At 40.9% G+C, this 14,388-nt stretch carries 12 protein-coding genes; 2 read left to right on the plus strand and 10 right to left on the minus strand.

The genetic code is table 11. From position 1 onward, the window contains the following. Positions 1-45 precede the first annotated feature (45 nt). From glmM to rlmE, 4 genes are all read right to left on the minus strand, one after another. Positions 46-1,383 (minus strand): phosphoglucosamine mutase, encoded by a 1,338-nt coding sequence (glmM, locus tag QUE03_RS11705; RefSeq protein ID WP_286261631.1) that lies wholly within the window; start codon positions 1,381-1,383, stop codon positions 46-48. 13 nt (positions 1,384-1,396) lie between these two features. Next, entirely contained in the window at positions 1,397-2,233 is an 837-nt protein-coding gene (gene folP / locus QUE03_RS11710; protein WP_286261632.1) for a dihydropteroate synthase, read from the minus strand. Positions 2,234-2,341: 108 nt separating this feature from the next. Continuing rightward, positions 2,342-4,294: an ATP-dependent zinc metalloprotease FtsH gene (gene ftsH / locus QUE03_RS11715; RefSeq protein ID WP_286261634.1), complete on the minus strand. Its 1,953-nt coding sequence runs from the start codon at positions 4,292-4,294 to the stop codon at positions 2,342-2,344. A gap of 56 nt (positions 4,295-4,350) precedes the next feature. Beyond that, a complete protein-coding gene (rlmE, locus tag QUE03_RS11720; RefSeq protein WP_286261636.1) occupies positions 4,351-4,980 on the minus strand; it encodes a 23S rRNA (uridine(2552)-2'-O)-methyltransferase RlmE in 630 nt (209 codons plus the stop codon). A gap of 154 nt (positions 4,981-5,134) precedes the next feature. On the opposite strand from rlmE, the gene yhbY reads away from it, so the two are divergent. Then, positions 5,135-5,431: a ribosome assembly RNA-binding protein YhbY gene (yhbY, locus tag QUE03_RS11725; protein WP_286261638.1), complete on the plus strand. Its 297-nt coding sequence runs from the start codon at positions 5,135-5,137 to the stop codon at positions 5,429-5,431. 62 nt (positions 5,432-5,493) lie between these two features. Here the strand turns inward: yhbY and greA are convergent, their stop codons facing one another. From greA to bamJ, 6 genes are all read right to left on the minus strand, one after another. After that, positions 5,494-5,970 carry a transcription elongation factor GreA gene (gene greA, locus QUE03_RS11730; protein WP_286261640.1) on the minus strand — a complete coding sequence of 159 codons (477 nt, stop codon included), beginning with the start codon at positions 5,968-5,970 and terminating at the stop codon, positions 5,494-5,496. Between the two features lie 186 nt (positions 5,971-6,156). Beyond that, the gene (gene carB, locus QUE03_RS11735) at positions 6,157-9,375 is read right to left on the minus strand and encodes a carbamoyl-phosphate synthase large subunit (RefSeq protein WP_286261643.1); all 3,219 of its coding nucleotides are present in this window, start codon (positions 9,373-9,375) and stop codon (positions 6,157-6,159) included. A gap of 22 nt (positions 9,376-9,397) precedes the next feature. Next, on the minus strand, positions 9,398-10,525 hold the full coding sequence (gene carA / locus QUE03_RS11740; RefSeq protein ID WP_286261645.1) for a glutamine-hydrolyzing carbamoyl-phosphate synthase small subunit: 1,128 nt from the start codon (positions 10,523-10,525) through the stop codon (positions 9,398-9,400). A 269-nt stretch (positions 10,526-10,794) separates the two neighbouring features. Next, positions 10,795-11,598, minus strand: coding sequence for a 4-hydroxy-tetrahydrodipicolinate reductase (gene dapB, locus QUE03_RS11745; RefSeq protein WP_286261646.1), 804 nt, complete (start codon positions 11,596-11,598; stop codon positions 10,795-10,797). Between the two features lie 2 nt (positions 11,599-11,600). Beyond that, positions 11,601-12,032, minus strand: coding sequence for a DUF6841 family protein (locus tag QUE03_RS11750; RefSeq protein WP_286261649.1), 432 nt, complete (start codon positions 12,030-12,032; stop codon positions 11,601-11,603). 111 nt (positions 12,033-12,143) lie between these two features. Continuing rightward, on the minus strand, positions 12,144-12,764 hold the full coding sequence (gene bamJ / locus QUE03_RS11755; protein ID WP_286261651.1) for a BamJ family beta-barrel-assembly machinery protein: 621 nt from the start codon (positions 12,762-12,764) through the stop codon (positions 12,144-12,146). 252 nt (positions 12,765-13,016) lie between these two features. Between bamJ and QUE03_RS11760 the strand changes: the two genes are divergently transcribed. Continuing rightward, a complete protein-coding gene (locus QUE03_RS11760) occupies positions 13,017-14,327 on the plus strand; it encodes a Na+/H+ antiporter NhaC family protein (protein ID WP_286261653.1) in 1,311 nt (436 codons plus the stop codon). Positions 14,328-14,388: the final 61 nt, after the last annotated feature.

Genomic DNA, 14,388 nt, shown 5'->3' on the forward strand with positions numbered 1-14,388 from the left:
AGACTTTAGCAAAATATCTTGTTCGTTTGGTTGATTTTTAAACCGTTAGCTAGCCAGCTTTACTGCGTCAGCTATTTCATTGGCCAATAAGGTTACTTCTTCAAGCTCTGGCCCTTCAACCATAACACGAATAAGTGGCTCAGTTCCTGATTTACGTAGCAAGACTCGACCACGTCCCGTAAGCTTTTTGTTCACATTATGTACTGCAGACAATACGTTATCCGCATTTAATGGATCGTGTTCACCAGAAAACCTTACATTAACCAAGACTTGTGGTAATTTTTTCATGCCTTGACGTAATTCAAACAAGGTTTGCTCGCTGTTTGAAATCGCTGTTAATACATTTAATGCGGCAATAATCCCATCACCTGTTGAGGTGTGATTAAGGTTAATGACATGACCTGAATTTTCAGCACCAAGTTGCCAGCCGTTTTGCGCTAACATTTCCATGACATAGCGATCTCCAACTTTACTGCGGGCAAAAGGAATCCCCATGTCAGCAAGGGCAATTTCAAGCCCCATGTTACTCATTAATGTACCCACTACACCGCCATGCAATGTGCCTGTTTTGCGATCACTGCTAGCAATAACATAGACAATTTCATCACCATCAACGACATAACCTGTATGATCAACCATCATCAGGCGATCCCCATCACCGTCTAAGGCAATACCTAAGTCCGCTTTATGTTCTACAACGGCACTTTTAATTTGTTCCATCGACGTTGCACCGCAATTATCATTAATATTGGTACCGTTGGGGCTGGCGCCTATAGTAATGACTTCAGCGCCAAGTTCTTTAAAGACATTAGGTGCAATGTGATAAGTGGCGCCATGAGCACAATCCACCACAATCCTTAACCCTTTTAGTGAAAAATGACTTGGAAAGTTGCTCTTACAGAATTCGATATAACGCCCTGCTGCATCATCAATTCGTGTTGCTTTGCCAAGCTCAGATGAGTCGACACATGACATTTCTTTATCAAGCTCAGCTTCAATGGCTAGTTCAACATCATCAGGAAGTTTCTGGCCATCCTGTGAGAAAAATTTTATGCCATTGTCATAATACGGGTTATGAGACGCACTTATTACAACGCCCGCTTCGGCGCGGAATGTTTTGGTTAAATACGCTATGCCTGGTGTAGGCATTGGTCCCAGTAAGCCAATATCAATACCAGCAGCAGAAAAACCCGCTTCTAATGCTGACTCAAGCATATAACCCGATATACGAGTATCTTTACCTACGAGTACTTTTTTAGTACCTTTACCTGCAAGCACTTTCCCAGCAGCATAACCTAATTTCATCACAAATTCCGGTGATATAGGGCTTTTACCCACTAAACCACGAACACCATCTGTACCAAAGTATTTTCTAGCTGACATTATATTCCCCAAGTCAGAGTTGCTGATTTACAGCATTTAAAACGTTTAATGCATCCACGGTTTCTTTTACATCATGAACACGAATAATTTTTGCACCCTGTTGCGCAGCAATGATAGCTGACGATAAACTGCCCGCCAATCTTTCATCTACCGGACGATTTAATAAGTTTCCAATCATGGACTTTCGAGAGGTACCGACTAAAATCGGCAACCCTAGTGACTCGAAACACTTGAGGTGCGCTAGTAATTGATAATTTTGAGTTAGCGTTTTACCAAAACCAAAGCCAGGATCGATTAATAACCGTTGTTTATTTATACCAGCACGCTCACACAATGAAACTCGTTGCTTAAAAAAGTCGATTATATCGTTAACAACATCCTCGTATACTGGATTTTCTTGCATCGTACGAGGTAAGCCTTGCATGTGCATTAAGCAAATCGGTACATCAGCTTTGGCAAGCTCAGCAATGCACTGTTCATTTTGCAATGCCCTGACATCGTTGATAATACCAGCGCCTGATTGTATAGCGGCTTTCATCACCGATGCTTTACTGGTATCAACTGAAATGATAACGTCAAAACGATTTTTGACCGACTCTAGGATAGGAATAACGCGTTCAAGTTCTTCGTCAGCGCTAACCGCTTTAGCACCTGGTCGTGTTGACTCACCACCGATATCAATAATATTGGCGCCATCGTTAATCATCTGTTCTACTTGAGCTAAGGCATGATCATGCCCAACGAATTGACCGCCGTCTGAAAATGAGTCGGGAGTAACATTTAAGATCCCCATGACTTGTGGGGTATCTAGTGACAATAACTTATCACTACAAAGAAGAGAGTTTTTCATTCGTTATTATTATTTGCCAACTTACTTGTTAACCATTCTAGTGAATGATTCATCATTAAAAAAGCCCCGAGAGTATCGAGGCTAGTGTTTTTTCTAATTTAATATTGTTTATTTAGCAGGAGCATCTGTTGGGTTATCAAGGTCTTGTTTTACCTCTGTCGTATCATCAGATTTAGATTCCTTTGATGCGCTATTTCCTCCAGAACTAGGCGTTGAACCTGAACTAGAGTCATTCATATCAGCTGGCGCACGTACTTCTCGACGTGCCATTAAGTCATCAATTTGATTCGCATCAATCGTTTCATACTGCATTAACGCATCTTTCATGGCGTGAAGAATATCCATATTATCATTCAAGATTTGTTCAGCACGCTGATAGTTACGGTTTACAAACTCTTTAATTTCTAGGTCAATTGCTTGTGCAGTTTCATCAGACATGTGTAATGATTTTGCAGAAGTACGACCTAAAAACACTTCACCTTCTTCTTCGGCAAACAACATTGGTCCCATTTTCTCAGACAAGCCCCATTGCGTTACCATCTTACGTGCTAAATTCGTTGCACGCTCAATATCATTTGAAGCGCCCGTTGATACTTTATCCGCACCATAAATAATCTCTTCAGCAATACGACCGCCGTATAAAGACGAAATGTTGCTTTCTAAATGCTGTTTACTGTGGCTGAAACGGTCTTTCTCAGGCAAGTACATGGTCACACCTAAGGCACGGCCGCGAGGAATAATACTTACTTTATAAACCGGATCATGCTCTGGCACCATACGGCCAACAATAGCATGTCCCGCTTCATGATAAGCAGTCATCTCTTTTTCTTCTTCGCTCATGACCATTGAACGACGCTCAGTACCCATTAAAATTTTATCTTTCGCTTTTTCAAATTCTTCCATTGAAACGACACGACGAGCACCACGTGCTGCAAATAATGCGGCTTCGTTTACTAAGTTTGCTAAATCAGCACCAGAAAACCCTGGTGTACCGCGTGCAATGACAGAAGCTTTAACATCATCACCCAAAGGTACTTTACGCATATGCACTTTTAATATTTGCTCACGACCACGAATATCAGGTAAGCCAACAGTTACTTGACGGTCAAAACGACCAGGACGAAGTAATGCAGGGTCTAATACATCAGGACGGTTAGTTGCGGCAATAACGATTACCCCTTCGTTACCTTCAAAGCCATCCATTTCAACAAGCATTTGGTTTAACGTTTGCTCACGTTCATCGTGTCCACCACCTAAACCGGCACCACGTTGGCGACCAACGGCATCAATTTCATCGATAAAAATGATACATGGCGCTGATTTTTTTGCTTGTTCGAACATGTCGCGAACACGCGAGGCACCTACACCAACAAACATTTCTACAAAGTCAGAGCCTGAAATTGAGAAAAACGGTACTTTTGCTTCACCCGCAATGGCTTTAGCTAATAGCGTTTTACCTGTACCTGGCTGACCAACCATCAATACACCTGATGGAATACGACCACCAAGTTTTTGGAAGCGTGTTGGATCTTTTAAGTAATCAACTAATTCGGCAACTTCTTCTTTTGCTTCGTCACAACCAGCTACGTCAGCAAAAGTTGTTTTAATTTGATCTTCACTTAACAGGCGAGCTTTAGACTTACCAAAAGACATAGCGCCTTTACCGCCACCGCCTTGCATTTGACGCATGAAGAATATCCACACACCAATTAAAAGAAGCATTGGGAACCAAGAAATGAAAATAGACGTTAGAACACTTGGCTCTTCGGGTAATTCTCCGTTAGCACGAACCCCTTGTTTAACTAAATCGTTAATCAAGTCGCTATCGTATCCACCAGGGATAACGGTAACAAAACTTTCGCCACTACGTTTAACACCTTGAATTACGCCGTTACGATCGACAGTCGCTTCACGAACTTGCCCTTGACGTACGTCCTGAACAAAACGTGTGTAATCTACTTGCAGCTCATTTCCCGTCCCCGGAGTAAATGACTGAAATACTGACATCAGTACAACTGCAATAACTAACCATAAAATAAGATTTTTTGCCATATCGCTCAACTTAACAACCTCTGTTTGTCTTTAACACGGTGCGATGAATCATTGTGTCTAATTTACTACAATTTAAAGCCAGTAGCTACTAGATATACTTCCCTTGATCGCGCACGAGACGATTCAGGTTTACGAGTTTTAGCTACTTTGAATAGCTTCTTCACTTCTTTAAAAAACTCATCAAAGCCTTCGCCTTGAAAAACTTTTACCACGAATGCACCATCTTTTTTCAATACTTGATGGCACATGTCTAACGCCAATTCGACCAAATACATGCTTCGCGCTGAATCAGCGCTGTCATTACCAGTAAAATTCGCCGCCATATCAGACATAACAACATCAATATCTTTTCCGCCGATACGATCTAATAACGCGTTTAACACGGCTTCTTCTCGAAAGTCGCCTTGTAAAAAATCAACGCCCGCTATTGGGTCCATTGATAAAATATCACACGCAACAACCTGACCTTTTTCGCCAACAGCTTTTACTGCGTATTCAGACCATCCGCCGGGAGCAGCGCCTAAATCGACCACTTTCATGCCCGACTTGATCAATTTATCTTTATTATTTATTTCTTCAATTTTGAATACTGCCCGAGAGCGCAAACCTAATTTTTGAGCTTTCTTTACGTATTCATCATCAAAATGTTCATCAAGCCAGCGTTTACTGCTGGCACTGTGCTTTTTTTTACTCATTCAATCCACAATCAATAATTACGATGATAACGGTACAACTAGATCACAAATTTTAATCACTACTTGCAGGTTATTTAACGGTTTGTATTAGTATTACAGAGTAGATAGGGTTAAAATAGATGGAATTCAAGCTAACTTGTAACGAAAATTGTTAATGAACCTTAATAAAAAGCAAATTCAGCACTTAAAAGGGCTGGCACACACTCTCAAACCTGTTGTTTTACTTGGAAGCAACGGTTTAACCGAAGCAGTAGTAGCAGAAATTGACTACGCATTAAATCATCATGAATTAATCAAGGTAAAAATTCCTACTGATGACCGTGAAACAAAAGGTTTAATTGTTGAAGCAATTTGTCGTGAAACCAATGCGATTAAAGTGCAGGTTATCGGTAAAACGCTAATTATTTATAGACAATCTGAAGAAAAGAAGATTCATATCCCGAAACTTTAGATTATCAAATACAAAAAAAGCACCTCTAGGGTGCTTTTTTTGTATTTGATAAAGGTAGTCGCTTATTTGTGCTCTACTGAAACAATTTCAAATTCAACTAAACCGGCAGGGGTTTTAATTTCCACTTCAGAGTCTACTTCTTTACCAATTAAGCCGCGTGCGATGGGAGAGTTAACTGAAATGCGGTTGTTCTTAATGTCAGCTTCGTCATCGCCTACAATTTGATAGGTCACTTCTTCATCAGTATCAATATTAAGTAGCGTTACCGTTACACCGAAAATAACCTTGCCATTATTCGGAATTTTAGCAATATCGATAATTTGCGCATTACCTAATTTACCTTCAATTTCTTGAATTCGTCCTTCGCAAAATCCTTGCTGCTCACGAGCGGCGTGATACTCAGCATTTTCTTTTAAATCACCATGCTCACGTGCATCTGCAATTGCGTTGACAATTTCAGGACGTTTGACGGTTTTCAACTCATGTAACTCTTCGCGTAACGCTTCAGCGCCATGCACTGTCATCGGGAAATTATTCATTTTTTCTTCTTAAATTTCTTTAAAATATCTATTCTGTAAACTAAAAAGTGGCTTTTAAAAGCCACTTCGAAAAATTCATCGTAAAGCAAATTGCTTTAATCAAGAAACTCACACTAGTATGTGAGGATACTTATTAATATAAATGAGTATCCTCAATAATGCCATAGTGTTAATTGTAATGCTAAGTTACTTACAACGCTTATGCAGCTCTTGAATTGACGTTACGATATTACGATCATCGGCAGCATGTGACTGGCAGGCCGCAAATGCCGCATTTAATGTCGTTGTATAAGCAACTTTATAACGTAAAGCGCCACCACGTAATACTTTCGAGTCTTCAATTGCTTTTCGACCTTCGGTGGTATTGATGATGTAGTTGTACTCACCATTTTTGATTCTATCAAGAATATGAGGACGACCTTCATGTACTTTGTTGACCAATCGACAAGGAATATTCGCTTCACCTAAGATAACAGCTGTACCGTGTGTAGCATCTATTTCATAACCTAACGCAACCATTTGTTTAGCTAAATCGACGACACGTTCTTTATCACTGTTTCGAACAGAAATAAGTGCTCGGCCATCTTTAGGTACTGAAACGCCAGCGCCTAAGTTTGCTTTCGCATATGCTTCTTCAAAGGTTTTTCCTACGCCCATTACTTCACCCGTTGAGCGCATTTCTGGGCCAACAAGCGGGTCACTGCCATGGAATTTGTTAAACGGAATAACCACTTCTTTAACTGAGAAATAAGACGGAATAACTTCTTCAGTGATGCCCTGCTCTTTAAGTGATTTACCCGCCATCACTCGTGCACCCACTTTCGCTAGTGGAATGCTGGTCGCTTTTGAAACGAACGGTACAGTTCGAGCGGCACGAGGGTTTACTTCGATTAAATATACTTTTCCATCTTTAACCGCCATTTGGGTATTCATTAAACCATTTACGCCCAGTTCAAATGCTAAATCGGTGACTTGCTTACGCATCACGTCTTGGACTTCTTGACTTAGGCTGTATGCGGGTAATGAACATGCTGAGTCACCTGAGTGAACACCTGCTTGTTCGATATGCTGCATGATGCCGCCAACAACAACATCAGTTCCATCACAGATTACATCAATATCTACTTCAATCGCATCATCAAGGAAGTGATCAAGCAATACAGGCGAATCATTGGAAACACTCACGGCTTCAGTCATATAACGACGTAAATCGTCTAAGTCATAAACAATTTCCATTGCACGACCACCAAGAACATAAGACGGACGAACAACAAGCGGGAAGCCAATTGCTTCAGCTTTCGCTAAGGCTTCATCAAGTGACGTTACAGTTGCATTTTCCGGTTGCAATAAACCTAAACGGTCAACGGCTTGCTGGAAACGCTCGCGATCTTCTGCGCGGTCAATCGCATCTGGTGACGTACCAATTATCGGCACACCCGCAGCTTCTAAAGCGCGTGCTAATTTAAGTGGTGTTTGACCACCATACTGAACAATAACCCCTTTAGGCTTTTCAATACGGACAATTTCAAGGACATCTTCAAAAGTGATTGATTCAAAGTACAAACGATCAGATGTGTCGTAATCCGTTGAAACCGTTTCAGGGTTACAGTTAACCATAATGGTTTCATAACCATCTTCTCGAAGTGCTAAAGCCGCGTGAACACAACAATAATCAAACTCGATACCTTGACCGATACGGTTCGGACCACCACCCAAAATCATGATTTTGTCATTGTCAGTCGGAGCTGCTTCACACTCTTCGTCGTACGTAGAATACATATAAGCTGTATCTGAACTAAATTCAGCTGCACAGGTATCAACACGCTTGTAGACTGGGAAGATATCAGCATTATGGCGCTTTTTACGAATTTCCGCTTCTGCAACACCAATCAACGCGGCTAAACGAGAGTCAGCAAAACCCTTACGTTTTAATTGACGTAAGTATTCAGGTGTTAATACTTTCAAACCACCTTCAGCAACTTTTGCTTCATGTAGAACAATATCTTCAATTTGTACTAAGAACCAACGGTCAATTTTGGTTAGGCGGAAAATATCATCAACACTTAAACCTAGACGGAAAGCGTCGGCGACATACCAAATACGATCAGCACCAGCTTCTTGAAGCTCATGCATAATTTTTGTTTTAGCGCCTGGCTGAGTTACATCAACCATAGAGTCAAAACCACTGACTCCCACTTCTAAACCACGTAAGGCTTTTTGTAATGATTCTTGTTGGTTGCGGCCAATTGACATTACCTCACCCACTGACTTCATTTGCGTGGTTAATCTATCTTCTGAGCCAGCAAATTTTTCAAAGTTAAAGCGTGGTATTTTTGTTACTACGTAATCAATAGTTGGTTCAAATGATGCTGGTGTAGCGCCACCGGTGATGTCATTTGATAACTCATCTAATGTGTAGCCTACAGCAAGTTTTGCTGCAATTTTAGCAATTGGGAAGCCCGTTGCTTTTGATGCTAACGCAGATGAACGAGAAACACGTGGGTTCATCTCAATAATCACCATACGGCCAGTGTCAGGACAAACACCAAATTGAACGTTAGAACCACCCGTTTCAACACCAATTTCACGCAGTACCGCGACTGAGGCATTACGCATGATTTGATATTCTTTATCTGTTAACGTTTGCGCTGGAGCAACGGTAATAGAGTCACCCGTATGAATGCCCATCGGATCGAAGTTTTCAATCGAACAAATAATGATACAGTTATCATTTTTGTCACGAACCACTTCCATTTCATACTCTTTCCAACCAATTAATGACTCATCAATCAGTAATTCATTGGTTGGTGATAAATCTAAACCACGCGTACAAATTTCAACGAATTCTTCGCGGTTATAGGCTATTCCTCCACCAGTACCACCCATGGTAAAGCTTGGGCGAATAATACAAGGGAACCCAATGCGAGAGCTTGTATCAAGGGCTTCATCCATCGAGTGAACAATTTCAGCCCTTGGACATTCCAAACCGATGTTCTTCATGGCTTGGTCGAAACGTTCACGGTTTTCAGCTTTGTCGATTGCATCAGCCGTTGCGCCGATCATCTCAACGTTAAATTCTTCTAGAACACCTTTCGCTTCCAATTCTAAAGCACAGTTAAGCGCCGTTTGGCCACCCATAGTTGGCAATACTGCATCAGGGCGTTCTTTCTCAATAATTTTTCTAACCACTTCCCAATGAATTGGCTCAATATATGTCGCATCAGCCATTTCAGGGTCGGTCATTATGGTGGCAGGGTTAGAGTTAACTAAAATAACTCGATAACCTTCTTCACGTAAGGCTTTACACGCTTGTGCACCTGAATAATCAAATTCACACGCTTGACCGATAACAATCGGACCGGCGCCTAAGATTAAGATGCTTTTTATGTCATTACGTTTTGGCATAGTTTATATACTCCTAATCTTATTATTTACTTGCTTTGATTAAATCAATGAAATGGTCGAACAGTGGCGCAGCATCATGCGGCCCTGGACTTGCTTCTGGATGACCTTGGAAACTAAATGCAGGCTTATCTGTACGATGAATACCTTGGATGCTGCCATCAAATAATGATTTATGGGTTACTTTTAAGTTTTCAGGCATGTTGTTTTCATCGACAGCAAAACCGTGATTTTGCGCCGTGATCATCACTACATTACGGTCGAAATCTTTAACCGGATGGTTGCCGCCATGGTGACCAAATTTCATCTTGATGGTCTTAGCACCGCTGGCCAAACCGAGTAATTGATGACCTAGACAAATACCAAATACAGGAATATCGGTTTCTAAAAATGATTTAATCGCTGTGATTGCATAGTCACACGGCTCTGGGTCACCTGGTCCATTTGATAAGAAAATACCGTCAGGATTCATTGCAAGTACTTCTTCTGCCGAAGTTTGCGCAGGAACTATCGTTAGTTTACAGCCTCGATCAACTAACATGCGCAAAATATTACGTTTAGCACCAAAATCATATGCAACGACATGAAAGTCAGACTTTTCTGGTGTTATATGGCCTTGACCAAGCTCCCAACTTCCTTCTGTCCATTGGTATTGATCTTTAGTAGACACCACTTTGGCCAGATCCATGCCTTTAAGGCCTGGAAATCCTTTAGCTTCTGCTAGTGCTTTCGCTTCATCTAAATTGTCACTCGCAATAATGCAGCCATTTTGAGCACCTTTTTCACGCAGAATTCGCGTTAACTTACGGGTATCAATATCAGCAATACCTAAAATATTATTGCGAGATAAATAGGCACTCAATGATTCTTCGTTTCTGAAATTACTGGCTAATAAAGGTAAGTCGCGAATAACCAGGCCTTTCGCCCAGATAGTATCAGACTCTTCGTCTTCTTTATTGGTACCTGTATTGCCAATGTGGGGATAAGTGAGGGTAATAATTTGTTCTGCGTAGGAAGGATCTGTAAGAATTTCTTGATAACCGGTCATTGAAGTGTTGAACACTACTTCACCAACAGCTAGCCCCTCTGCACCAATGGCAGTGCCTTTAAATACAGTGCCGTCTTCGAGCACCAAAATGGCAGATTTAGTCAATTTAACCTCCGAAAGAAGAAAGTATGCTTAACAATTTACAGCAAAAAAAATGCTGAATTTTTAAGCGCGAAAACTGTTCAGTAATCCGTCTTTTGGCTTGCAAATTGCAAATTAATGACAAATTCCGCGCATTTTACGTATATCGTGGGTGTTCGTCTAGTAAAAATTACAAAAACCAGTGTTTTTATTAAAAATCGTAACAAAATCGCTAAAAACACTAGTTAACTAAAAAATTACCCCGCTGAATAAGGTAATTAACTGCTAGAAATTTATTTTAGCCCTAACACGTCTTGCATGTCGTAATAGCCTTTATTTACTGACGATAACCATAAAGCAGCACGCATTGCACCTTGAGCAAAAGTCATTCTAGAACTGGCTTTATGGGTTATCTCTAGTCTTTCCCCTAGATCAGCAAAAAAAGCGGTATGTTCACCGACAATATCACCTGCTCTTACCGTTGCAAACCCGATAGTGTTTGGGTCGCGCTCATCAGTAATTCCCTCTCGACCATAAACAGCACATTCTTTTAGATCACGACCTAATGTATCGGCAATAACTTGCCCCATTTTCATGGCTGTTCCTGATGGCGCATCTTTTTTGAAGCGATGATGTGCTTCAAAAATTTCTATATCAGTATAGTCGCCAATTGCCTTTGCGGTAATTTCGAGCAACTTAAACAGTAAATTAACGCCAACACTGGTGTTAGGCGCTAATAAAACAGGCATGTCGTTACCTGCATCTTTAATTTGTTGGGTTTGCTCATCATCAAACCCTGTCGTTCCAATAACTAGCGCCTTATTGTGTTTCTTACACCACTGGATATTTTCGAAGGTAGACTCTATGGATGTAAAGTCGATAAGCACATCTGCCGAGGCGAGATCAGACAGTGACGTTGTCGTTGGAATGCCTATTTTGCCAATGCCAGCCAACTCTCCTAAATCAAAGTCTACAAAGGATGAACTTGCCCGAACAGTGCCTCCAACTATGGAAATGTCCGGATTTTCAACCGCAGCTTGAATTAGATTTCTTCCCATGCGGCCACTACAACCTAAAATGGCAACTTTAACTGTCATGTTTACTCACTCTCCATATCTATTATTAACGGGTGGCTTAAGTTAATTGATTGACTTATGTCTTGCGAAACCACATTAATAATTTTAAAGCCATCGATTGTTTTTGTTAAATGATAAATAGCAGTAAATTCAGTAAAAAGGTTATTAGCGTCGTTGATAAACTGCCAGTCAATCGCAACCACAACGACATGTTCTGAAATAATATCAAAGCTGGCGTTAGAGGTTTTGAAACCAGAAATGTTTTCTGAATTAAGTAGAGAAAAAATATCGTTAAACTCTTTATCAAACACTTCATCATTGTTAAGCAATACCACTCTGTCAGGCGTATTTAATGTGCATGGCATTAAATAGCATTGCTTAACAGCCTGAATATCCTGTTTAGCAAACGCTTGAATGTATAATTGATATAGTTGTTTAAGTTGCTTTTCTTTCATCGTTTATTACTAAGGTTTCCATATTGAGCCGCTATTCGTCATAACTAACTGTTCGGTATATTGCTTATCTTATAATGAACAAAAAAAAGCCGGGAAAACCCGGCTAATTTTTTAAAGGATGTCTAATAATTCAACATCAAATACTAGCGTTGAATAAGGTGGGATAGCACCTTGTGAGCCGCGCTCACCGTACGCCAAGTTGTATGGTACGTATAAGCGGTACTTTGCGCCAACTGGCATTAATTGTAATGCTTCAGTCCAACCAGCAATCACGCCACCAACAGGGAACTCTGCAGGTTGACCGCGATCGTAAGAGCTGTCAAATACATCACCGTTAATGAATGTACCGTGGTAGTGTGTACGAACCGTGCTAGCTGGAGTAGGTTTTTCACCTTCACCTGCTTCTAGAATTTCGTACTGTAAACCAGATTCAGTTACTACGACTTCTTCACGCTTAGCATTCTCTGCTAAGAACTTCTCGCCTTCAGCAGACAATTCTTTTGCTGCTTCTTGCTCTTGTTCTTGTAATTTTTTAGATACAACACCAAAAGCTTCATTTAAGTCTTCATCACTTACTTGGCTAGCAGCACCTGCTAACGCATCGGCAATACCAGCTTGAACGGCTGCTACATCAAATTCTTTGAATGGATTGCTTTTTAACTGATCACCTAATTGACGACCAACACCGTAGCTTACACGTTGTTCAATTGTTTCTAATTTAGTTTCAGACATCTGCTTTTACTTGGTTATAAAATTTCGGCGGCAAGAATAGCATAGACAAGCAAAAGTGAGTAGTTCTATTCAACGCAAATCTACAATCTTTAGATATTCATAACATTTCAACGCACAATCAATATAGCCATCTAAACATCTAGATTGACAAGAATAACTAACTGGTTATAATCCCTGCCTCTTACATTGGATTTTTTCTTTTGCCGTTGTTATATAGAAGAAAATAATAACAACTAACCTAATGAGTACGTTATGTCGAAAACAATTCCTGTTTCACCAAGCCTTAAAAGTCTGCTTCCTTTTGGTGTGTTTTTAGGGCTATTTTTAGGTACTGGCGTCGTATTAACGTTACAAGGCACCGAGTTTGCCTTTTATCAGCTACCCGCAAGTATCGCCATTATTCCAGCGATTATATTTGCCATGGTGCTAGGAAAAGAGCCTGTCGAGCAGCAAATTTCGCAATTTATCAAAGGAGCGGGCCATCAAAATATCATCACCATGTGCGTTATCTATTTACTCGCCGGTGCGTTTGGCGCGGTAGCCAAAGCTACGGGCAGTGTCGATGCAAGTGTCCAGCTTGGCTTAATGATTTTACCCGACTATTTAATATTACCTGGTTTATTTCTTATTGCTGCGTTCTTATCAACAGCAATGGGTACATCAATGGGAACAATTGCAGCCATTGCTCCTATTGCGGCAGGCTTTATCGATACAGCGGGACTTAATGCCTCATTAGTTGCTGGCAGCATTATATCTGGTGCCATGTTCGGTGATAACTTATCGATCATTTCTGATACGACCATCGCATCTACGCGAAGCCAAGGCGCACGAATGAAAGATAAGTTTGCCGTTAACTTTAAATTTGCCTTACCTGCCGCAATCCTTGCATTGCTAATTTTTGCTTTTATGGGGGAATCGGCCAATTACCAAACTGCTAATGAAATTAATTCATGGGGATTGCTTCCCTATGTTGTGATATTAATTATGGCGCTAACTGGCATTAACGTCTTTATCGTACTTATCACTGGTATCATACTAGCAGCGGCACTATCTATGTTTGGCACAGACTACACCATTGCCACTTGGGTGAAAGACATCAACAGTGGCTTTTCTAATATGCAAGATATTATGATCTTAGCGCTGTTTATTGGTGGCTTAAGCGAGTTGATCAGGCACCAAGGTGGGCTTGCGGCACTGACACTTGCATTGAAACAACTAGCTCATAAGGTGAGTCCTAATAATACCAAGCGAGCAGCCGGCTTAGGCATTGCAAGTTTGGCATTCATCAGCAACTTTTTCACTGCTAATAACACGGTGTCGATCATTATCTCAGGAGAAACGGCAAAGGAATTAGCGCAAGACGGTAGCATAACGGCGGCGGAATCAGCCAGTTTGCTCGATATATTTGCCTGTATCAACCAAGGACTCATTCCTTATGGCGCACAAGCCTTGTTACTTGGGGCAACGTTGGGTATGTCTCCTGTAAACATCATCATGTTTTCATTCTATCCAATGATTTTACTGTTTGCTGCCAGTATCGCGTTTTGGCGTTTAACAAAATGATGATGACAAAAGGTTCAGCCAGTGAAATGCACTACAGTTCGCGTGTTTTTAACGTTGAAGG

The sequence above is a fragment of the Thalassotalea atypica genome (genome assembly GCF_030295975.1).
In the GTDB taxonomy this organism is placed as follows: Bacteria; Pseudomonadota; Gammaproteobacteria; order Enterobacterales; family Alteromonadaceae; genus Thalassotalea_F; species Thalassotalea_F atypica.

Coding starts and splice junctions, on each gene's coding strand:
- glmM (WP_286261631.1), bottom strand. CDS start 1,383: ATGTCAGCTAGAAAATACTTTGGTACAGATGGTGTTCGTGGTTTAGTG.
- folP (WP_286261632.1), bottom strand. CDS start 2,233: ATGAAAAACTCTCTTCTTTGTAGTGATAAGTTATTGTCACTAGATACC.
- rlmE (WP_286261636.1), bottom strand. CDS start 4,980: ATGAGTAAAAAAAAGCACAGTGCCAGCAGTAAACGCTGGCTTGATGAA.
- yhbY (WP_286261638.1), top strand. CDS start 5,135: ATGAACCTTAATAAAAAGCAAATTCAGCACTTAAAAGGGCTGGCACAC.
- greA (WP_286261640.1), bottom strand. CDS start 5,970: ATGAATAATTTCCCGATGACAGTGCATGGCGCTGAAGCGTTACGCGAA.
- carB (WP_286261643.1), bottom strand. CDS start 9,375: ATGCCAAAACGTAATGACATAAAAAGCATCTTAATCTTAGGCGCCGGT.
- dapB (WP_286261646.1), bottom strand. CDS start 11,598: ATGACAGTTAAAGTTGCCATTTTAGGTTGTAGTGGCCGCATGGGAAGA.
- QUE03_RS11750 (WP_286261649.1), bottom strand. CDS start 12,032: ATGAAAGAAAAGCAACTTAAACAACTATATCAATTATACATTCAAGCG.
- bamJ (WP_286261651.1), bottom strand. CDS start 12,764: ATGTCTGAAACTAAATTAGAAACAATTGAACAACGTGTAAGCTACGGT.
- QUE03_RS11760 (WP_286261653.1), top strand. CDS start 13,017: ATGTCGAAAACAATTCCTGTTTCACCAAGCCTTAAAAGTCTGCTTCCT.